Raw genomic sequence first — 22,473 nt, forward strand, 5'->3', positions numbered from 1 at the left:
TAACCATAAATTATAAAGTAATTATGGAAACAGAAAAGAGGAGAATAAAAAAGATGTTTTTCAAAAAAATATGCTATGGCTTCTATATGCTTTGGATTAGAATTAAGGGATATAAGTTTTGGTATATAAAAAAAACTAAAGGCGAACCAGCAGCTATAGAATATCTAAAAAAAGTAGGATATTTATGGAGTAAGTTTACAATGGATATTATAGGTATAGATTTAGAAGTAACAGGTTTAGAGAATATACCTAAAGAGGCTTGTGTTTTTATAGGGAATCATTCAAGTATATTGGATATACCTATACTACTTTATAAAACAGATAGAGCATTAGGATTTATATCTAAAAAGGAAATATTAAAAACTCCTATAATAGGTTACTGGCTTAGAAATAGCAAATGTGTTCCTATTGACAGAGAAAATCCACGAGCTGCTATTGAATCTATAAATAAAGCTATAAAAAATATTAATGAAGGGTATTCAATGGTAATTTTTCCAGAAGGAACAAGAAACAAAGAAGGAAAAGTTGGGCCTTTTAAAAAAGGAAGCTTAAGACTTGCAACTAAATCAAAAGCTCCAATAGTACCAGTAAGTATAGATAGAGCATCTAGAGCTTTTGAAGATACAAGAACATTTGTCCCTACAAAGATAAAAGTTGTTTTTGGAAAAGCAGTAGAAACCAAAAATTTATCAAAAGAAGAAGAAGCTAATTTAGCTGATAATATAAGAAATATAATTATTACGAATTTGAATAATTAAACATAATAAATCAATTTGTTTATAGATATACAATGCAAGAATTATACTTATGCAAAACTTACCGAAATCAGATATATATTTATTACAGCGGACTAATGAAATTTTCGCTGGATAGGTTCTAAGTGGAAGGTTGCACCCATTTCTGCATGTTCCTAAAATAAATTTATGACAAGCAGAAAATGGAACAACCTTCCACTAACAACCATCACAGCTTAATTTCATATGCCGCTTGCACAAATATATATCTAATTTCTAGTGTAGTGTTACGCTTATAATTTCTCAATGATGCATGTATATTCCATTTATAAGTTTGATTATTAATTTGGATATCTATAGAAGGTGTTGTATAATAATTTAAATATTATGCAACGCCTTTTTTATAAAAGTAAGCTAATTAACTAAGGCATTGTGATATAATTATTTTACATGCTTAATATATTTTGAAATAGACAATAATTTATAATTATAAGCAGCAAGGGGAAAATATAATGAAAAAGACAATAGGCATTTTAGCTCATGTTGATGCTGGGAAAACTACTTTCTCAGAACAATTGCTTTATCATACTAACAGTATTAAGAGTAGAGGAAGAGTGGATCATAAGGATTCATTTTTAGACAATCATGATATTGAAAGACAAAGGGGAATAACAATTTTCTCAGATCAAGGAGTATTTAAATTTAATAGTTCTACATATTATTTAGTTGATACCCCAGGACATATTGATTTTAGCTCAGAAATGGAGCGTTCAATTGCCATTATGGATTATGCAATTATTATTGTGAGTAGTGTTGAAGGGGTTCAAGGACATACTAAGACAGTTTGGAATTTATTAAGAAAATATAATGTTCCAAGTATATTTTTCATAAATAAATTAGATAGGGTTGGAGCAGATAAGAATAGAGTTATAAATGAAATAAGAAGAGATTTAACTAAAGATGTTTGCTTTGTAGATAATGTAAATGATTTTATAGATAAAATAAATTTAAGCGAGGAACTAATAGAGTTTATAAGTGAATATGATGATGTGCTTTTAGAAAAATATCTTAAAGGAAATTATGATGCTAACATTTGGGGAAGCACTTTAAAGAAATTAATAAAAGAAAATAGAGTATTTCCTTGTTTTGGAGGTTCTGCACTTATGGATGAGGGAGTAATAGAATTTCTTAATACATTAGATAATTTAACTTATACTGATTATAATGAGAAAAATGGTTTTTCAGGGAGAGTATATAAGATACGCTATGATGAAAATGGTAATAGGATTACTTTCATAAAAGCCTTATCTGGAACACTGAGAGTTAGAGATGAAATTAGATATAATGAAGAATATATTGAAAATAGCAATGTTGGAGATACTATTGCTAGCGGAATAACTGAAAAGATCACTGCCATAAGGATATACAATGGTAGTAAATTCAAAACAGTTAATTGTGTCGAAGCTGGAGATTTATTTGCAGTTCAAGGTCTTTCTAAGGCTGTAGCTGGCGATGGTTTAGGTTTATTAAAAGATAAGACTAAATTTGAAATGATCCCAACCCTAATGTCAACAGTTATTTTTGATAAAACATTAAATATTCGTGAAGTATTAAGATATTTTAAAATATTAGAAGCTGAAGATCCGTCCTTGAACATAATATGGAATGAAGCTTTGCAGGAAATTAACGTACATATAATGGGGAAAATACAACTAGAAGTTATAAAAGAAGTTGTAAAGGAAAGATTTAATTTAAAAGTTGAATTTGGTCCATGTCAAATTCTTTATAAGGAAACTATTGCAGATGTAACAATCGGTCGTGGACATTTTGAACCATTAAGGCATTATGCTGAAGTTCACTTAAAGCTCGAACCATTACCTCGAAATAGTGGTATTATTTTTGAAAATAAGTGTCATAGTGACAATTTAACTTTTGGAAATCAAAATTTAGTGAAAACACATATTTTTGAAAGAGATCATCATGGACTATTAACTGGATCACCAATAACTGATATTAAAATCACATTGCTAACAGGAAGAGCACATAATAAACATACTTGCGGAGGCGATTTTAGGGAAGCTACCTTTAGAGCTTTGAGACAAGGACTTGAAAAGGTTGAAAGCATACTTTTAGAACCATATTATAAATTTAATATACAAGTTTCAAGCGAATATATGGGCAGAGTTATATCAGATATTCAAAGATTATATGGGACTTTTGAACCAGCAGAAATATATTTAGATACAACAATTATTAACGGAAGAGGTCCAGTTGCGACATTTATGGATTATTCTATGGAAGTAATTGCTTTCACTAAGGGCAAAGGTAGCATTAGTTTAATGTATGATGGTTATGATATTTGTCATAATAGTGAAGAAATAATAGAATCAATAGGATACAATAAAAATGCTGATATAGAATATACATCTACATCGGTGTTTTGTTCACATGGTCAAGGATATTTAGTTCCTTGGGATAAGGCAGATGAATCAATGCATTGCGAATTTATAGATTAAACAATTAGTTGAAAAGAATTTTATAATTAGAATAACTACATAGGAGAAAAGATGAAATTAAAATTTGAGTATGAACGTCAGGAAATAGAATTTGAATTAACTAGAAGAAAAAGAAAAACTATATGCATCAAAATTGATGAAGCAGGACAAGTTATGGTTAGTGCACCATTAAAAATTAGTAAAGAGTATATTTTACTTGTTGTTAAAAATAGAGGAAGTTGGATAATAGCCAAGAAAAAAGAAGTTACACAAAGAAGCTTAAAAAGAATTACTAGAAATTTTTCTGAAGGTAATACTTTTATGTATTTAGGAAAAGAGTATCCTTTGAAAATAGTGTTACAGTCAAATAGAAAAAGTATTTTAATAAAATTTAATGAAAAATTTGAAATTTATACAAACACTATGGAAGAGGAAAAATTAAGGAGTGCCTTAGAAAAATGGTATAGAACTGAAACATTAAAAATAGTGACTGAAAGAATAGCTTTTTATTCAAGTAATTTCAAGGACAAAGTTACTGAAATAAAGGTTAAAGAGCAAAAAAGAAGATGGGCTAGTTGTACAGGGAAAAATGCAATTTTATTTAATTGGAGAATAAGTATGGCTAAACTTGATGTAGTAGATTATATTGTTGTACATGAAATGTGTCATATGGATTATAGAAATCATTCGAAATTTTTTTGGAATAGGGTATCAGAAATAATGCCTAATTATAAAGACAAACATGAGTGGCTAAAAATACATGGTATGGATTTGTACATATAAAAAATATATTTAATGTATTTTTATGTAAGAGAATGTCATAAAAAATATAAAGGTTTTTAATATATGATAGAGAATTATGAGATTAGAGGGGGGATTTCATAATGTATGAAAGCAAGTTTAAAATGTTCAGAAATTTATGTATTGTAGCAATTAGTGTTATTACACTAATTGCAATAATAATTTCTTCAGATAAAAAGAAAAATGAAGTTATTAGTGTAGGGTTTTCAGCGCAATTAACCGGCAGACAAGCAGAATTAGGGGTCCAAGAGCGAAATGGTGCACAGCTAGCTATAGAAAAGGCGAATAATGATAGAGGAATTAATGGTCACATGCTGTCTTTAATTGTTCATGATGATCTTGGAATTCCACAAGAGGCGAAAAATGCAGATAAGGAACTGATAAGAGAAGGTGTAGTAGCGATTATTGGTCATGCAACAACGGCACAAACTTTGGCAGGTATTGATGAGGCAAACAAAGCCAAAGTAATAATGATGGGACCAACCGTATCAACACCCAAGCTAAGTGGAATAGATGATTATTTTTTTAGAATTCATCCGTCATTTGAAAAAAGCTCTCAAAATTTTGCTAAATACATTTTTGAAAATAAAGGAATTAAACACATTGCAGTTATCTTTGATAAAGATAATCTAGCATATTCTCAAACTTATAGTGATATTTTTTCTGATAAATTTAAAGCTCTTGGAGGGGAAGTTACAGATATACTTGATTTCTCTTCAGTTGCTCAACCAGATTTTTCAAAATTTATTTCGGAACTACAAAAATCTAAAGCTGAAGGAGTACTTATAGTTGCTTCTGATATGGATACAGCACTTATTGCACAAAGAGCGCGGCTTATGAATTGGTCAAATCCTATGTTTTCATCTCCTTGGGCCCAAACTAAAACCTTAATTGATAAAGGTGGACAGGCTGTTGAAGGAATGATAATTGAACAAGCTTATGATTTAGAAAATGATTCGGAAAATTTTGTTGAATTTAAATCGAAATATAGAGCGAGATTTGGCAATGATCCATCTTTTGGAGCTGCATATAGTTATGAATCAACAATGGTACTTATTGAAGCTATAAAAAAATCCTATAGGACTAATCTTAGTCTTAAGGATGCTTTATTAGAAATCCATGATTTTAAAGGGTTAACGGATAATTTATCTTTTGATAAATTTGGAGATATTCAAAGAAATAGTTATTTAAGTTCTATCAAAAATGGAAAATTTATTAGAATTGCGAAACTCAACACAGTAGAATCTGGAGGTGAGTAAGTAAATGGAAAATACAAAAGGTTACCCTTATCTACGCCAAGTATTTTTTCGCATATTGTTGTTTCGCATGTTTATTCCTTTGATTATTTTAGCCATAGTCGCAGGTATTTGTGCTGAATCCTTAGGTCAACGTAATGTTCAAAGTAATCAAAAGCAAGTCGTCCAGTCAATAGGAAATATTGTGGAATATTATCTTGATCACGGTGGAAGAATATTAGATGCTATTGCTAAAATGGCTGAAACCTCTGATAATGCAGATATATCTGCATTTATGAATAGTACATGGAAAGCATATGGTTATTTTGAAACAATATACTGTTTAGATAAAGAAAATAAAATTTTAATAATGGCGCCTTCGGATCCAATTTATACTGGATTGGATATGTCTAATTTGCCTGACATAAAAAGTTCACATAATCAAGATAATCTTATTATATCGCGTCCTTTCATTTCATTTAGGACAGGTGACCCAATAGTTTATTTAATAAGACCGTTATCTCAAGGAGGCTACATTATTGGGGAATTGAATTTAGGAGTATTTCAACATGAAATTGAAAATATTACGAAAATACAAGGAGATCAATTTGCTTTTATTGTTGATCAATCAGGAACACTAATATCTCATCCTGATTTATCCTTAGTTAAGGAACAAACAAATATAAATAATTTAGAAATAGTTAAAAATACTGTTCGCGGAGAAAATAATAGCATCTATATATATAATGATAAGCTAATGCTGGGAAGTTCTGTTAAACTTCAAACAACTGGCTGGATAGTTGTTTCTCAAATACCTTTAACATCGGTTATAAGTTCCTATAAATGGTTATTCATTTTTGGAATGTTTGCCATATTTGTTTTAATGGTAGCTGTAATATTTAGCTTTCGGAAGCAAATACAAAATCATATTATAACTCCACTTGAACAATTGACCGATAGAACAACTTCTTTGGCGGTTGGTGATTTTAGTAATGGTAGTACCCTACCATTAATTTCTTCAAATTTCATTGAAATACATAATCTTATGGTTGATTTTCAGCTGATGAGCGATAATCTTCAATCACGCGAAATTGCTTTGAAAGAAAGTGAAAATAGTAATCGAGGCTTAGTTGAGAGACTTCCATTAGGACTTTTTACTGCAGAATTAAATGGTGAAATAGTATATGTTAATCCAATGGCAAGACTGATATTAGGTTATGATAAAATTGAAGAAACGGTAGGCATAAATATTACAAATTTTTTAGTTGAAGCATTAATAGATAAAGATCAAAAGGAATTTTTAATAGAGAATATATTTAACTTAAATAACTATGAAATTCAGATAAAAAATAATAATGAAAAAGTTATGTGGATTGAAATAAATAGCCATGTCGTTTATGATTATCAAAAGCATGCAGATTTTTTTGAGATAAGTATTCAAGATATTACAGAACGAAAGCAAAATGAGTTTAAAATAAAAGAACAACAAGAACTCTTAATTCAATCAGAAAAAGAGAAAAGTGAAACTCTTGAAAAAACGCTTGCTATGAAAGATGAATTTATTTCATTAATCAGTCATGAACTTAAAACACCACTTAATGTTATTTATTCAGCTATTCAATTAATCGAATGTGTATATATGAGTAAAATTCCTGAACGGGTGCAAGAACTTATAGGAAATATTAAGCAGAATACCTTTAGACAATTAAGATTAGCTAACAATCTACTAGATATTACTAGAATGAATTCTGGGCAAATTAAAATAAATATGAGGACAATAGATGTTGTATTTTTAATTAAGGTTATTTGTGAATCAGTTGAATTGTACGCAAATCAGAAAAATATAAGTATTAATTTTGATTCAAATATTACTAGTAAGATGATAGTTATTGATGATGAAAAAGTTGAGAGAATAATATTAAATATCCTTTCAAATGCTATTAAATTTACAGAAAGTGAAGGAAATATTACTATAAAGCTATCAGATAGTATAAATTCAGATTCTATACAAATTGAAATTTCTGATACTGGCATAGGAATCCCAGAAGATAAGATTGATGTTATATTTGAACGATTTGGTCAAGTTGATAGTAATTTATCTAGGAGGGCTGAAGGTACTGGAATTGGATTGTCTCTTGTAAAATTATTAGTTGATAATTTAGGTGGAACTATAAATGTTAGTAGTAAACTAGGAGTAGGTAGCACTTTTACAATAATACTTCCTACCAATAATGAATTAGTAAGTACCGAAAATAATGGACGTCTTGATGTTGAAGACAGATTGGTGAGTGAGATAAAAGTTCAATTCTCTGATATCTATTTATAATTCGAAATAATAATAAATTATTAAATTAGTAATTATTTAACACAATAAAAATAAGGTTTCATATTAAAATATAAATATGGAGCCTTATTTTTTTATTGAATATACTAGTGCTTACAAAACTGAAATTTCATCTAATTTAGAATCGACATATAAATTGTATGTAAGTCCAATAACAACTAGTATTCCTCCAGAAATTTTAGTTATAGATACTGAATTTAGAGTCAAACAATCTAGTAAAATACCTGTAAAAAGCTGTCCAACAAAAATTATTAACGTAGCATAAAATGAGGACATTTTAGGTGTTATTACACTGTTTAAGATTACAATTGCTATCCCTAATATTCCACCGAAATAAGCATAAAAAGGAATATTACTAAAATTACTAGATGAAAAATTTTCTTTAAAAATAATAAATAATACTAAAGATGCTAATACTCCTGTAAAATAATTAAAAAAACTAGATTCAATTAATCCTACTTTTTCAGAAAGTTTAGTATTAAGAATTCTTGAAACTACTACAATAGCACCTGCTATAACAGAAATTAAAATATAAAACATTATTTCACCTCCTAATTAATTAAATGCCATAATTGAAATTCCTATTATTATAAATAATAATCCAATAAATTTCTTTTTATTAAAACTTACCTTTGGCATACCTAGAAATCCACAATGATCAAAAGCTAAGGAAGTTATTAGCTGACCTAAAAGTCCTAAAGCAACTGGAAGAGAAACTCCTAATGCAGAATAGCTTAAATTGTTAAACATAACCGTAAATACACTTATAGCCCCTGCAATATAAAAATATAAAGGTATATTATTTCTAAAAGATATTTTTATTTTTTTGCAATACAGCAATATTAGAATAGCAAAAAATCCAATTGCATGTATTATAAGTAATGAAGTATAGCTACCAACACCATTAGATAATTTCCCATTAAATGCTATCATAATAGAAATGAGGATACCAATTAATAAGGATAAAAGATTGTACATATTGTGCCTCCATTAAAATGTTTTTTCAAACAATAGATATAAATTTGATTACTCTCTATATTTTAGGCTATTATTATAATATACAAATAGGACATATGTCATGTTTGAAAAAATAATACAAATTAAGGAGTAAAAAAGAGTGGATTTAATTGATAATAATATAAAACTTGAAAAATACATACGAATATTCAAACTTGAAAATTTATTTACGGAAGATATGAAGGAAAATATGACTTTATACAAGTTTATTAAAAATGAATATATATGTAAGGAAAATGAGTATTTGGAGAATTTATATTTCTTGGCTAAAGGAAAAGCAAAAGTATCTAAGCATTTGGAAAATGGAAAATCGTTACTAATTTCTTTTTATTCTCCATTAAAGATAATAGGAGATGTAGAGCTCATAAGAAACAATCCTACAGATTGCAGTGTACAGGCCATAGAAAACACTTATTGTATAGGTCTTAAATTCGATTATGCTAGGAGTAATCTTTTGAATGATTGTAAATTCTTAATAAATCTATGTGATTATATGTCGGAAAAACTTAAAAATGGAAGTAATAATAGTTCTATTAATTTACTTTATCCTCTTGAAAATAGACTTGCCAGCTATATACTAGCATTTGCAGAAATAAGTGATGATAAAATTAAAAAGTTTATTTTCAAAGAGAATTATAATGAAATTGCAGAATTACTTGGTTCAAGTTATAGACATTTAAATAGAACTTTAAATAAGTTTTGTTCTGATGGTATTTTGAAAAAGAATAATAAAGAATATGTAATAGAAGACTATAAGAAATTGTTATATTTAGCTGGAGATTTATATAAATGAAAATTTACCAAAATTGTCTAGTATTTATATATGAATTATGTTATTATTTTAATAATTATTATTAAATAAGAAAATATTTTAATTATTATTACTTAAATAAATTAAAATTTAAAGGATTGGAGGGTGGTGATACCATTGATGAAATTAATTAAATATGTACCAAATACTATTAGTCTAACTAGAATTATTATGTGTATCTTCTTTGTTAATGGAATAATTAGTCAATATAATAATGGACAAGATAATACACATACTCTATTTATATTATTCTTTATGATTTGTATTTCAGATTTTTTAGATGGTAAAATTGCTAGAAAAACAAATTCTGTTTCTGTACTTGGAGCAAAACTCGATGTATTTGCTGATTTATTTTATATAACAGTTTCCTACATAGCATTAGTGAGTTTTAAGATTATACCTATATGGTTTTTGCTTTTTATTATATTTAAATTTTCTGAGTTTGTATTAACATCAAAATTTATAAAGAATAATATTAAGTTGTCAGACAAGCCTTTTGTTTTTGATAAGGTTGGAAGAATTGTATCAGCCACTTTTTTAATCATTCCGGGAATTGTTTGTATCAGCAAATGCTTAAATGTACATTATATAAATTCTATATTTTCATGCATTTTGTCTATGATATTTATAGCAGGAATGTACTCTTCCTATAGTAGAATAAAGGATTGTTTTAAAATTTACAAATTAAATAATAATCTAGAAAGAGGTAAACTATGAAAAAGAAGCCAGGAATTTTATTAATATTATTCTCTATGATAATTACTTGGGCTTTGTGGGTATTCATTAAACCTACAAGAGAAATTTCTACCTTAAGTGAATATTCTCAATTAATAGCATCCTTTGCATTGGTTGCATTTGCTTTAATAAATTTCATATCAACACGTAATAAGATTTTGGATGTACTATTTGATGGATTAGATAAATCATATATTTATCATAAATATTTAAGTATTTCAGCTCTTGTGTTAGTTATAATTCATAATATTACAATTGAACTAGGAAAAGGCATTGAAAGATCTCAAGGAATACCTATTCCTCGTGATCCCTATGCAATGTATGGAGCTTTTAGTATGTATTTATTTATAATTCTTGTACTTATAGCGATAATCGCAAAAAAATTAAATTACGAAAGATGGAAAGCAATTCATAAATTTATGATTATTCCATATGCTATGGGTATTTATCATTATTATGGAAGTGCAACTTATGCTGTTTTTTCTTTTAAACCCTTTAATATATGGTTAAATATTGTTAATATTATGGGAATATCATCTGTTATCTATAGCATCTTCCTATATGAGAAAATATCTTTTAAATATAAATATAAGGTTTCAAGCTTAAATATAGTTGCTGATGGTACCTTAGAGATTACAGGAAGTGCACTTAAAAAAGATATAGATTATAAGCCAGGACAATTTGCATTTATAAAAACACTACAGAATGATAATAAATTTGTATCACATCCATTTACAATTAGTGAAGCACCCAAAAAAGGGGAATTGCAATTTACAATTAAAGGGTTAGGAGATCATACAAAAGAATTATTTGATACATTGAAAGTTGGAGATAAATTTGAAGTATCAGGTCCTCATGGGAAGTTTAATTATAAATCTGGTAGAAAAAGGCAAGTGTGGATAGCAGGTGGCATTGGAGTTACACCATTTAGAAGCTTTTCACAAGCAGAAATTCCAAAAGATTTTTTAGTTGATTTCTTTTATGCTTTTAATAATGAAGAAGAAAGTGCTTATAGTGAAGAGTTAGAAGGATTGCAAAGAGATAACTTGCGAGTACACCTTTTTAATTCAAAAGAAAAGGGATTTTTATCAGTATCTGAAATTGAAAAATATATAGATACTAAAGATACGATTGATATATATTTTTGTGGACCAGCTCCTATGAGGGAAAGTTTAAGAAAACAATTTGCCAATAGTCATTTAAATATTGGTGAGTTACACTATGAGCATTTTCAATTTAAGTAAATTCAAGTTTTAAACATGCACATATTAATAATATTTACATATGTTAATGTTGTAATCAAGGTACAAAGAGTTTATGCTATGCGCGTAGAGAAAATAATATCAGAACTAATTTATATTTATAATACTTACTCATCATCTGAAAAATTATTTGAGTTAAGAAAGAAAATATATTTATATAGACAATTTCCATATAAAATTCAAGTTATTGCGGAAAAACTATATGTACCATGGGCTATAGCTATATCAGAAGATGGCAGCTTATACTTTACAGAAAGGTCTGGAGCAATTAGAAAAATTAAAAATGAAAAACTTCTACCTGATCCACTATATTTATTTGGTACGCCATTTGTAAGTCAAGGGGAAGGTGGATTGATGGGAATTGCTTTAGATCCGAACTTCTCTCAAAACCATTTTGTTTATGTTATGCATTCTTTTGCAGAAAATCATAAAACTTATAACCGTATAGCTAGATTAATTGAAAATAATGATAGATTGTTAATGGATAAGATCCTTATCGATAAAATTCCAGGAGGACAAATTCATAATGGAGGACGAATAAAGATAGGTGTAGACAACAAATTGTATATAACTACTGGAGATTCGGGAAATCCATCACTGGCACAAGATCCACTTAGTACAGCAGGTAAAATATTACGTATAAATTTAGATGGCAGTATTCCCAAAGATAATCCTTTTCCTAACTCCCCAATATATAGCTTAGGTCATAGAAACCCAGAAGGTTTAGCATGGAATTCTGAAAATGTTCTATATGAATCAGAACATGGATCAATTGCTCATGATGAAATTAATATAATAGAGCCTGGGAAAAATTATGGTTGGCCTATAGTCGAAGGAAATGAGGAAACAACAACTAATATTATACAAAAACCATTAATCCAAAGTGGAAATGAAACATGGGCACCATCTGGAATAACGTTTATAAGTCAAGGGCCTTGGAAAAATAAGTTACTTATGGCTAATTTACGTGGGCAACAATTAATACTAATTACATTAGATGAAAAAGGAGTAGCTGTAACTATGGTTGAGTCGTTACTAAAAGGTGAATATGGACGGTTACGTGAAGTCATAGAAGGAAAAGATGGGTCGATTTTCTTAGCTACAAGTAATATGGATGGGAGAGGTAATCCTAATATAAATGATGATAAAATTATACAACTTACATTACAATGAAAAATAACGAGGTTAGATATAATATTTAGATTTTTTAATATATTATATCTAACCTCGTTTGGAATAAATTGGTTTAAAATATCTATAAAATCACATCTCGTCTAGTAATTTCAAAACCAATAGTTTCTTCAATTTCTTTAAGAGCTCTGAGATTCTTTGGATCTATAAACAGACAAGTATAGCCGGTTTCTCCAGCTCTACCAGTTCTTCCTATACGATGAATATAGCTTTCTACAGTTTCTGGGATATCATAATTATATATATGAGTTACTCCAGTAATATCTAAGCCTCTTGCTGCAACATCAGTTGCAATTAAAAACTGTATATCAGCATTTCTAAAAGATTTCATTATTCTTTCTCTTTTATTTTGAGGAATGTCACTATGTAACTTTAAGCAATTGTAATTACGAGTATGTAGTACAGTCTCTAATTCATCGACTCTTCGCTTTGTCCTACAAAATATAATTGCCATAAAAGGGTTATCTTCATCCAATACTTTACATAAGGCATCACGTTTATTTCTATCAGTTGTCTCAACAACTTCTTGTTTAATTGAATCTAAAGTAATTTCTTCTTTTTCTATAGAAATTTCAATTGGGTCTTTCATATATCTATAAGCTAATTTTTTTACTGCCGAATCCATTGTCGCTGAGAAACAAAGCATTTGTTTCTTCTTTGGCATTGAAGCCAAAATTTTTTCAACTTCATTTTTAAAGCCCATAAATAACATTTGATCAGCTTCATCTAAAACAAAGGTTTTTAATTTACTTAAATCAATACTTTTGCGATTAATATGATCTAAAAGTCTTCCAGGAGTTGCAATAATCAAATGAATATTATTATTCAATTTTTTTAGTTGAGAGGAAATGTCTTTTCCTCCATAAGCCGCTAATATATTTATTTCTTTAGCATCTTTTAACTTATTCGCTTCATTAGTAATTTGAATAGCTAGTTCTCTTGTTGGAGTTAAGATTAACACTTGTATATCATTTGATTTTGAATTTATGTTTTCAATTAATGGTAATAAAAAAGCTAAAGTTTTACCTGTTCCAGTTGCAGCTTCTGCTATTATATCTTTTCCATCTTTTATAGGTGATATAGATTTTTCTTGGATAGGAGTAGGAACATTAATTCCAGATCTAGTTAAAATACTAATTAATTCAGGACTGATATTAAGTTGTTTAAAATTCATTTTTTCATACCTTTCTTTAAGTACATATAGATATATATTTTAATTAACGATGTTCAATTAATAAAGCAAGTTCCACGGATAAAGTTCATGTCTCCAAATATATAAATATCCAAAGCAAGAATTAGACATATGCGGAACTTACCGAAATCCAATACATTTGTCTTCCATATGTATATTCCTTTTATAAGTTTGATTATTAATTTGGATATCTATAAAATTTGGACATTCACTTTTCTTTGAGAATTATTAAAATTAAGATGTACAATGTTAATTAGAACTTATATAAATATCATATGTATACAATTAATTCCTATAAGTTAATAGGATAAATGCTTTTTAGTTAATTATCAATACTAATAATAATATAAGAATCTAATTTATTAAAGGAAAATATTTAATATTATATATAAATATTTATTTTAAAACAGTTTTATAAAAAGAAAAAATGTGGTAAATTAGAATATATACTAATAATATGGGAATTGTAAATAAATCTTAGTTAATAAACTGACTAAATAATATACTTCCATTAAAAATTGAAAGGAAAAATGGTGATTTTATGAAAATTTCAACAAAAGGTCGATATGGATTAAGGGCTTTAATTGATATATGTTTATTCTCTTCATCAGATATGGTTACTGTAAAAAGCATATCTGAGAGACAAGGGATATCAGAAAGATACTTGGAACAAATATTTTCTTCTTTAAGAAAAGGTGGAATAATTAATGCTAAAAAAGGAGCTCAAGGAGGATATTTTTTAGCAAAGAAGCCTAAAGATTTTAGAATAGGAGATATTTTAAGTGTTTTAGAAGGTGATTTATTGCTGATTGATATTGAACGCGATGAAAATGATATAGAAAATTTTATAAGTGAAAACTTATGGAATGTAATAAATAATAAGATAGTTAATTTCTTTAATTCTATGACATTAGAAGATTTAGTGAATAATTATAAAGAATACAAAAAAGAAGATATGTATTATATTTAATGCCTATACTTTATGATGCTAATATAAAAAATAATTCCAATTGAATGAATTTTACGAAAATTTTTTAAAAAAGCCTTGTAACTGATAGGAAAATATGTTATATTTTTTACAAGTTAAAACCGTTGATAAGAATAGTAGATAATAAAACTAAGTATAAAGAGAATTCGATGTTTGGTGAGAATCGAATGCTAAAGATGTTATTGAATGGGTCTTTGAGGTGATATCTTGAAATTTTAAGAGTAGGGATATACGGGGGTCAGCCGTTAAAATGACAGGATATAAATTTTGAGAGTTAAATAGTATTTTTATAATAGGAAATATTTTTAGTTTAGAAGTATAGTTAATTTTCTCAATTTTAGTATCTGATAATATATACATTAGGTGGTATAACGGAATTATAGCATTTCGTCCTATTTGGACGAAGTGCTTTTTGTATATATAAATTTATTAATCAATAGTTGTATTGGGATAAGGTTTTATTTTTATACAAATTGATTAGACTTTTTATATATAATAATTCACATCACTTGATATTAAGATTTGGGTGGCATAGCGAGTCACTTCGTCCCAATTTGATGGACGGAGTGGCTTTTTATATTTCTAAAAAATATAGATAAATTACTATTGAGTTCTATTTAGCTGGTATTTGAAACAAATAAAATGGCCAAGATCAAAGGAGGTAAGAATATGATCAATATTTCAAAAGAAAGTTTTATTGCAAAGAAAAAATCAAATATTATTTTTTCAGTAATAAGTGAATTTCGAGGTGATGAAATTACACCAATAAAAATACTAAGAGGGTTTAGTGGCAGTAGAAGATTTATTTTTGAAAGTGGAAGTAAAGAAAATTATTTTGGTAGATATTCATATATGGGAGAAAATCCATATAAAGAAATTTGTGGCGATGGTCAAGGAGAAGTAGACCAATTAAAAAAAGAAATTAGAGTTAGTTTTGATAAAAGTACAAATCCATTTTCATTTAATGGTGGAGCTATTGGATATATGGGATATGATTCTATACAACTATATGAAAAAAAACTAAATTTTAAAAATCCAGATGATTTAAAAATGCCTATAATGCGTTTCAATTTTTATAATAGATATCTCTGTTATGATCATTTTACTCATAAGGTATATATTGTAGATAACATTATGGAGAATGATCAAAGAGAATATGATGAAATAATTGCATCACAAAAAGAATATATAAACAGTCTTCTTTATAAGCCAGTTCTAGCAGAAGAACCTGACGATAGAGAGGAAGTTTCCTTTGAATTCTATACCTCTAGAGAAAAATTTATTGAAAATGTTAAAAAAGCAAGAGAACATATTTTAGCTGGAGATATTTTTCAAATTGTTTTATCTCAAAGGATGAAGTGCCAAACTGAAAAGTCATACTTAGAAATATATAGAAGATTAAGAGAAGAAAATCCTTCTCCTTACATGTTCTTACTTGATTTTGATGATTATCAGGTTGTTGGATCATCTCCAGAAAGTCTGGTATCAGTTAAAAATGGCAAAGTTTCTACGAATCCAATAGCAGGTACTAGAAAAAGAGGAGAAACACCAGAAATTGATAGCATCCTTGAAAAAGAACTTACGGAAGATGAAAAGGAACTTGCAGAACACGTTATGCTTGTAGACCTTGGAAGAAATGATATAGGTAAAGTTAGTAAAATAGGAACCGTTAATGTAAGTGATTTTATGAAAGTTGAAAAATTTTCTCATGTAATGCATATAACCACAAAAGTTGTTGGAGATATATTAGATAATAAAGATGGCTTTGAAGCATTAGCAGCATGTCTTCCAGCTGGTACAGTTTCAGGAGCCCCCAAAATAAGAGCTATGGAAATAATAGAGGAACTTGAAGAATGTAAAAGAGGTATTTATTCAGGCTCAGTGGGATATTTTTCTTATGGTGGAGATATGGACATGGCAATTATTATAAGAACTATAATCTTAAAAGCTAAAACAGCATATCTCCAAGCTGGAGCAGGAATTGTATATGATTCAGTGCCAGAAAAAGAATTTGAGGAAATTCAAAATAAATTGATGGTTTTAAAGGAGGTTTTGAGATGATAATTTTAATTGATAATTATGATTCCTTTACATTTAATTTATATCAATATTTAAGTGAGTATGCTGAAACTAAAGTATTTAGAAATGATGAAATTACCATTGATGAGTTAGAAAAGCTTAGTCCTAAAGGTATAGTAATATCACCAGGACCTGGAGTACCAGAAGATGCTGGAATTTCTATAGAAGTTATACAAAAGTTAGGGGAAACAATCCCTATTTTAGGAATATGTCTTGGACATCAAAGTATAGCAACTGCTTATGGTGGTAAGGTCATTAGAGCTGATGAAATTTTTCATGGGAAAACTTCAAAGGTACAAGTTAAGGGAAAAGATATTTTTGAAGGAGTACCAAGAAAAATAGATGTGATGAGATATCATTCCTTAATTGTTGAAAATAGCTCCCTTCCTAATTGTCTTGAAGTTATAGCAGCTACCATTGAGAAAAATGACATTATGGCTATAAAGCATAAAGAATTTGATGTATTTGGGCTTCAGTTTCATCCTGAATCAATATATACACCAAAAGGTAAACATATGATTGGAAATTTTGTAATTAACATCTGTAAAGATACATTAGAAAATTAAATGAAAGAGGGTGAAGATAAAATGACAATAGAAATTGCAATAAAAAAATTAACTTCAAGAGAAGTTTTATCAGAAGATGAAGTTAGAGCTGTAATTAATCAAATAATGAGAGGAGAAGCAACTTCAGCACAAATAGGTGCTTTCTTAATAGGTCTTAAGATTAATGGAGAAACTCCAAGTCAAATTTTAGGTGCTGTTAAAGCATTAAGGGATAATTTTACACCAGTAAAAATTGTAAAGCCAAAGCATTTGATAGATACTTGTGGAACTGGTGGAGATGGTGCTAAGACGTTTAATATTTCCACTGCAGTAGCAATAGTAGCTGCAAGTGGTGGTGCAAAAGTTGCTAAACATGGAAATCGTGCAGTTTCAAGCAAAAGTGGAAGCGCTGATGTTCTTAATGAACTTGGTATAAAGATTGATTTTGATGAAAATCAAAGCAGAGAAATAATCGAAAAAAATGGAATGGCATTTTTGTTTGCACCAATGTACAATGGAGCAATGAAAAACGTTGCAAATGAAAGAAAAGAATTAGGAACAAGAACTATTTTCAATATAATAGGACCACTTTCAAATCCAGCACCATTAACTGGACAACTTTTAGGAGTATATGATAAAACATTAATTCAACCTATTGGAGAAGCTTTATTAAATTTAGGATTAAATAGAGCAATGGTAGTATGTGGTGATGACGGGCTAGATGAAATAACAACAACTACAACAACAAATGTTTGTGAAATTAAAAATGGGAAATTAATATCTTATAAATTAGATCCTGAGACCCTTGGATTTAAAAAAGCTGAATTAAAAGAAATAAAAGGTGGAGATGCTAAAGAAAATGCAAGAATTATCTTAAAAATCTTAAAAGGTGAAAAAGGGCCCGCTAGAGATATTGTTGCTTTAAATGCTGGAGCAGCACTTTATGTAGCAGAACTTGTTGATTCAATAAAAGTTGGCATAGAAAAAGCCAATGAGCTTATTGATTCAGGAATTGCATTTGAGAAATATAAAGAACTTGTGAATATAAGTTAATGTGAGGTGATATTTTGATTTTAGATGATATTATAGCAAAGAAAAAAATAAGAGTTAATAAGAGAAAACAAGAAATTCCAATAAAAGAATTAGAAAAGCAAGCTCTACAAATTGTTAAAGCTGAAAAAGAATCAAATTATATAAATCCTTTCAGAGCTGAATTAGTTAATGATGGCTTATCTGTAATAGGAGAATTTAAGAAAGCTTCGCCATCAAAAGGTATAATAGTTGAAAATTTTAATATAAAAGAAATATTAAATTATTATACCTACATAGGTGTAGATGTATTTTCGATTTTAACTGAAGAAGATTTCTTTTTAGGTAGTGATAACTATCTTAAGGAAATACGAAAAGCTTCACATATACCTATTCTTAGAAAGGATTTTATAATAGATTTTTATCAAATTTATGAAGCTAAAGTTCTTGGAGCAAGTGGTATTTTACTTATTGTAAGTGTTTTAGGTGATAAGTTAGGAGAATTTTATAAGGAAGCAAAGAGATTTAATTTAGAACCTTTAGTTGAAATTCATAATAAAGAAGAATTGGATTTGGCCTTAAAATTTGATTGTGAAATTATTGGGATAAATAATAGGGATTTAAAGACCTTTAATGTAGCACTTAATACAACAAAAGAACTTATTAGCTATATACCAAAAGATAAAATAATTATAGCTGAAAGTGGAATTATGAGTATTGAAGATCTAAAAACCATAAGTCAGTTTGGAGCTAATGGAGTATTGATAGGAGAATTGTTTATGAGGAATATAGACAATAAAGCTTTTAAAAATCAATATAAAAATTTTAGAAACAACAACCAAAAAAATAAAGAAATTATACACCTATAAAAAGAGCAGCTATGCTGCAATAAGGATCATTTTTAAAAAGAGACAAGGATCAATTTTAAGAATAGGAGCTATGATGCAATAAGAATAGAGATAAAGATGAATTTAAAAGGAGCAGCTATGCTGTAATACGGAACTAGTCTGCAATTCGGATCAATCTTAAAAGGAGCAGCTATGCTGCAACATAAGAACTTATATTAGCAATTTACGACTTGTTATTTATTTTTCAATGTTCCTTATGATTTTTAGCAGCAAATGTGAGGAGTATATATGATTAAAATTAAAATATGTGGAATAACTAATGAAACAGAAATAGAATATTTAAATATTTTAAAACCAGATTATGTAGGTTTTTTATTTACAAAGAGTAAGAGACAAATTGATGTAAATAAGGCCAAAATATTAATTAATTTATTAAATAAAGATATTAAAACAGTTGGAGTATTTAAAGATAATCCAATTGATGAGATTTTAAAAGTTATTAAAGAGATAAATCTCAATGCTATTCAACTTCATGGAGAAGAAAATGAAAATTATATAAGCAGCCTAAAAGGTAGCTTGAATAAACAAATTGAAATCTGGAAAGCATTATCAATAAATAATATAGAAGAAATTGAAAATTACAATTTAAAAAATAATAATAGAGAAGATAAATTAGTTGATAATTTTCTTATTGATGGTTCTAATCCAGGAAGCGGGGAAACATTTTCTTTAGAAAAAATTAAAAATTACTTTGGAAAACAATCCTTGAAAAATACTAATAACAAAAAGAATAATTTCATTTTAGCAGGAGGATTATCTCCGGAAAATATAGTCGAAAGAATTGAAAAAGCTAATCCTATTGGTATAGATGTTTCCTCTGGAGTTGAGATTGTAGATGATAATGAAAAACAAACGAAATCTTTTGATAAAATGAAAGATCTTATTGAAAAGGTCAGAGCTTTAAATGATTAAGGATGATAAACTTCAATTATCAATATTCAATGTCAAATGATCAATTAAGTTGATTTTAAATGGAGATATTTAAGTTTTGAATAACTATTTTTACAAAATATATTAATTAAATCAATTATTAAATATGGATTGTACATGACTAAAATATGAAAGGTAGGTATGACAATGGAAGGAAGATTTAATGAGTTTGGTGGACAATATGTTCCTGAAACTGTAATGAATGCTCTTATTGAACTTGAAGATGCTTATAATAAGGTAAAAGATGATAAAGAATTTATGGACGAGTATATGTATTATTTAAAATATTATACTGGAAGACCTAGTCCTTTATACTATGCTGAAAATATGACTAAAGATTTAAATGGTGCGAAAATTTATTTAAAAAGGGAAGATTTAAATCATACAGGAGCTCACAAAATAAACAATGCTTTAGGACAAGTGCTTTTAGCTAAAAGAATGGGGAAAAAGAAAGTTATCGCAGAAACTGGTGCTGGTCAGCATGGAGTTGCTACAGCTACAGTTGCAGCAAAATTTGGAATGGAATGCAAAGTCTTTATGGGAGAGGAAGATATAAAGAGGCAGGCAATTAATGTTAAAAAAATGGAGCTTTTAGGAACAGAAGTGGTTCCAGTATTAAATGGTGCTAGAACCTTAAATGATGCAGTAACTGAAGCCATAAGGTATTGGGCTTCCAATGTTGAAGACACCTTTTATATTATAGGTTCAGCCTTAGGACCACATCCATATCCTACAATGGTTAGAAATTTTCAAAGGGTTATAGGAGATGAAGCTAGAAAGCAAATTTTAGAACTGGAAGGAAAACTTCCAGATTATATCCTAGCTCCTGTTGGTGGAGGAAGTAATGCTATAGGAATATTCTATCCTTTTATAAATGATAAAGAAGTAACTCTAATAGGAGTTGAGGGTGCAGGAAAAGGTCTTGAAACTGATAAGCATGCTGCAACTATGTCAAAAAGGGAAAAGGGAATTATTCATGGAATGTTAAGCTATGTTCTTCAAGACAATGATGGTGGAATACTCGAGGCTTATTCCATATCAGCAGGTCTTGATTATCCTGGTGTTGGTCCTGAACATGCTTATCTTTGTGAAACTAATCAAGCAACTTATGTTAGTGTAACAGATGATGAAGCTGTAAGAGATGGATTTATGTACTTGACTAAAATTGAAGGAATAGTACCAGCTTTGGAATCAGCACATGCAATCGCTTATGCAAAAAAATTTGCGCCAACTTTGAGCAAGGATAAGATAATGATTATAAATCTATCAGGGAGAGGAGATAAAGATATGGATGCTGTGCTTTCATATCTTGGTGAAGAATAATGAATAGAATAGATATATCTTTTAATGAACTTAAAAAAAATAATAAAAAAGCACTTATACCATTTGTAACTTGTGGAGCAGATCTTACAATTGAAGAAACAGCAGAATTAATTATAGAATTAGATAGGGAAGGAAGCACATTAGTTGAAATTGGAGTTCCTTTTAGTGATCCTCTTGCTGATGGTCCAGTAATACAAAATGCATATACTAAAGCCTTAAATAACGGTACTAAATTAAGAGATGTATTTAATTGTGTTAAATTAGTAAGAGAAAAATCACAAATACCAGTTGTTTTAATGGTTTATTTCAATGTTGTCTATTTTAATGGGATAGAAAATTTTATTAAAGAAGCAGCAATGAGTGGTGCAGATGGATTAATTGTACCAGATGTTCCTCTTGAAGAAAGAGGAGAACTTAATAAGATTTGCGAGATCAATGGGATATATTTGATACCATTAGTAGCAAGAACATCAAGAGATAGAATAGCAGTAATAACAAAGGATGCTAAAGGCTTTGTATATTGTGTTTCTACCAATGGAACAACAGGGGAAAGAACAACTTTGGACAGCGGAACTCAAGAATATTTAGCTGAAGTTCGAAAAATAGTAAACATACCAATGTGCATTGGTTTTGGCATTTCATCAAGAGAAGTCGTAAAAGAAATTAAAGATTACTGTGATGGAGTAATTGTTGGTAGTGCAATAGTAAAAAGGATGGCAGAAGGCAAGCAACCAGTGATTGAATTTATAAGAGATTTGAAGGACGGTTTATACTAAATTAATTAATAATAAAAATTCTATTATTTTATTTCAAAAATTGTGCTATAATTTTTTGGAAATGAGGTGTTTTTAAAT

General features: G+C 28.4%; 20 protein-coding genes. 17 read left to right on the forward strand and 3 right to left on the reverse strand.

Features of this window, described 5'->3' with window-relative positions; all coding sequences use genetic code 11:
- Positions 1-53: 53 nt before the first annotated feature.
- The 5 genes from CSPA_RS14780 to CSPA_RS14800 all read left to right on the forward strand — a co-directional run bounded on the left by CSPA_RS14780 (position 54) and on the right by CSPA_RS14800 (position 7,591).
- A complete protein-coding gene (locus tag CSPA_RS14780; protein ID WP_015393116.1) occupies positions 54-758 on the forward strand; it encodes a lysophospholipid acyltransferase family protein in 705 nt (234 codons plus the stop codon).
- A 488-nt stretch (positions 759-1,246) separates the two neighbouring features.
- On the forward strand, positions 1,247-3,250 hold the full coding sequence (locus CSPA_RS14785; RefSeq protein WP_015393117.1) for a GTP-binding protein: 2,004 nt from the start codon (positions 1,247-1,249) through the stop codon (positions 3,248-3,250).
- Positions 3,251-3,301: 51 nt separating this feature from the next.
- Positions 3,302-4,012, forward strand: coding sequence for a M48 family metallopeptidase (locus CSPA_RS14790; protein ID WP_015393118.1), 711 nt, complete (start codon positions 3,302-3,304; stop codon positions 4,010-4,012).
- 101 nt (positions 4,013-4,113) lie between these two features.
- Complete coding sequence (locus CSPA_RS14795) at positions 4,114-5,289, forward strand: ABC transporter substrate-binding protein (RefSeq protein ID WP_015393119.1); 1,176 nt, start codon at positions 4,114-4,116, stop codon at positions 5,287-5,289.
- Positions 5,290-5,293: 4 nt separating this feature from the next.
- Positions 5,294-7,591, forward strand: coding sequence for an ATP-binding protein (locus CSPA_RS14800; protein WP_015393120.1), 2,298 nt, complete (start codon positions 5,294-5,296; stop codon positions 7,589-7,591).
- A gap of 111 nt (positions 7,592-7,702) precedes the next feature.
- Here CSPA_RS14800 and CSPA_RS14805 read toward each other — a convergent pair whose 3' ends face one another.
- Positions 7,703-8,149, reverse strand: coding sequence for a DMT family transporter (locus tag CSPA_RS14805; RefSeq protein ID WP_015393121.1), 447 nt, complete (start codon positions 8,147-8,149; stop codon positions 7,703-7,705).
- A gap of 15 nt (positions 8,150-8,164) precedes the next feature.
- Complete coding sequence (locus CSPA_RS14810) at positions 8,165-8,587, reverse strand: DMT family transporter (protein ID WP_015393122.1); 423 nt, start codon at positions 8,585-8,587, stop codon at positions 8,165-8,167.
- Positions 8,588-8,726: 139 nt separating this feature from the next.
- On the opposite strand from CSPA_RS14810, the gene CSPA_RS14815 reads away from it, so the two are divergent.
- The 4 genes from CSPA_RS14815 to CSPA_RS14830 all read left to right on the forward strand — a co-directional run bounded on the left by CSPA_RS14815 (position 8,727) and on the right by CSPA_RS14830 (position 12,607).
- A complete protein-coding gene (locus CSPA_RS14815; RefSeq protein WP_015393123.1) occupies positions 8,727-9,419 on the forward strand; it encodes a cyclic nucleotide-binding domain-containing protein in 693 nt (230 codons plus the stop codon).
- Positions 9,420-9,557: 138 nt separating this feature from the next.
- The gene (locus CSPA_RS14820) at positions 9,558-10,154 is read left to right on the forward strand and encodes a CDP-alcohol phosphatidyltransferase family protein (protein WP_015393124.1); all 597 of its coding nucleotides are present in this window, start codon (positions 9,558-9,560) and stop codon (positions 10,152-10,154) included.
- Positions 10,151-11,416, forward strand: coding sequence for a ferredoxin reductase family protein (locus CSPA_RS14825; RefSeq protein ID WP_015393125.1), 1,266 nt, complete (start codon positions 10,151-10,153; stop codon positions 11,414-11,416). The genes CSPA_RS14820 and CSPA_RS14825 overlap by 4 nt, the downstream gene beginning before the upstream one ends.
- A 78-nt stretch (positions 11,417-11,494) precedes the next feature.
- Positions 11,495-12,607: a PQQ-dependent sugar dehydrogenase gene (locus CSPA_RS14830; RefSeq protein ID WP_017810585.1), complete on the forward strand. Its 1,113-nt coding sequence runs from the start codon at positions 11,495-11,497 to the stop codon at positions 12,605-12,607.
- 82 nt (positions 12,608-12,689) lie between these two features.
- Here the strand turns inward: CSPA_RS14830 and CSPA_RS14835 are convergent, their stop codons facing one another.
- Positions 12,690-13,799: a DEAD/DEAH box helicase gene (locus CSPA_RS14835; protein WP_015393127.1), complete on the reverse strand. Its 1,110-nt coding sequence runs from the start codon at positions 13,797-13,799 to the stop codon at positions 12,690-12,692.
- A 559-nt stretch (positions 13,800-14,358) separates the two neighbouring features.
- Here CSPA_RS14835 and CSPA_RS14840 point away from each other — a divergent pair.
- The 8 genes from CSPA_RS14840 to trpA all read left to right on the forward strand — a co-directional run bounded on the left by CSPA_RS14840 (position 14,359) and on the right by trpA (position 22,395).
- A complete protein-coding gene (locus CSPA_RS14840; RefSeq protein WP_015393128.1) occupies positions 14,359-14,787 on the forward strand; it encodes an RrF2 family transcriptional regulator in 429 nt (142 codons plus the stop codon).
- Between the two features lie 687 nt (positions 14,788-15,474).
- Positions 15,475-16,866: an anthranilate synthase component I gene (gene trpE / locus CSPA_RS14845; RefSeq protein ID WP_015393129.1), complete on the forward strand. Its 1,392-nt coding sequence runs from the start codon at positions 15,475-15,477 to the stop codon at positions 16,864-16,866.
- The gene (locus CSPA_RS14850) at positions 16,863-17,450 is read left to right on the forward strand and encodes an anthranilate synthase component II (protein ID WP_015393130.1); all 588 of its coding nucleotides are present in this window, start codon (positions 16,863-16,865) and stop codon (positions 17,448-17,450) included. Before trpE ends, CSPA_RS14850 begins: the two co-directional genes overlap by 4 nt.
- A 21-nt stretch (positions 17,451-17,471) precedes the next feature.
- The gene (gene trpD, locus CSPA_RS14855; RefSeq protein ID WP_015393131.1) at positions 17,472-18,482 is read left to right on the forward strand and encodes an anthranilate phosphoribosyltransferase; all 1,011 of its coding nucleotides are present in this window, start codon (positions 17,472-17,474) and stop codon (positions 18,480-18,482) included.
- Positions 18,483-18,496: 14 nt separating this feature from the next.
- Positions 18,497-19,327, forward strand: a complete 831-nt coding sequence (gene trpC, locus CSPA_RS14860) for an indole-3-glycerol phosphate synthase TrpC (RefSeq protein ID WP_015393132.1) — start codon at positions 18,497-18,499, stop codon at positions 19,325-19,327.
- 267 nt (positions 19,328-19,594) lie between these two features.
- Entirely contained in the window at positions 19,595-20,278 is a 684-nt protein-coding gene (locus tag CSPA_RS14865) for a phosphoribosylanthranilate isomerase (RefSeq protein WP_015393133.1), read from the forward strand.
- 165 nt (positions 20,279-20,443) lie between these two features.
- The gene (gene trpB / locus CSPA_RS14870; protein ID WP_017810583.1) at positions 20,444-21,619 is read left to right on the forward strand and encodes a tryptophan synthase subunit beta; all 1,176 of its coding nucleotides are present in this window, start codon (positions 20,444-20,446) and stop codon (positions 21,617-21,619) included.
- Complete coding sequence (trpA, locus tag CSPA_RS14875) at positions 21,619-22,395, forward strand: tryptophan synthase subunit alpha (RefSeq protein WP_015393135.1); 777 nt, start codon at positions 21,619-21,621, stop codon at positions 22,393-22,395. The genes trpB and trpA overlap by 1 nt, the downstream gene beginning before the upstream one ends.
- Positions 22,396-22,473: the final 78 nt, after the last annotated feature.

Source organism: Clostridium saccharoperbutylacetonicum N1-4(HMT) (assembly GCF_000340885.1).
GTDB lineage: Bacteria > Bacillota > Clostridia > Clostridiales > Clostridiaceae > Clostridium > Clostridium saccharoperbutylacetonicum.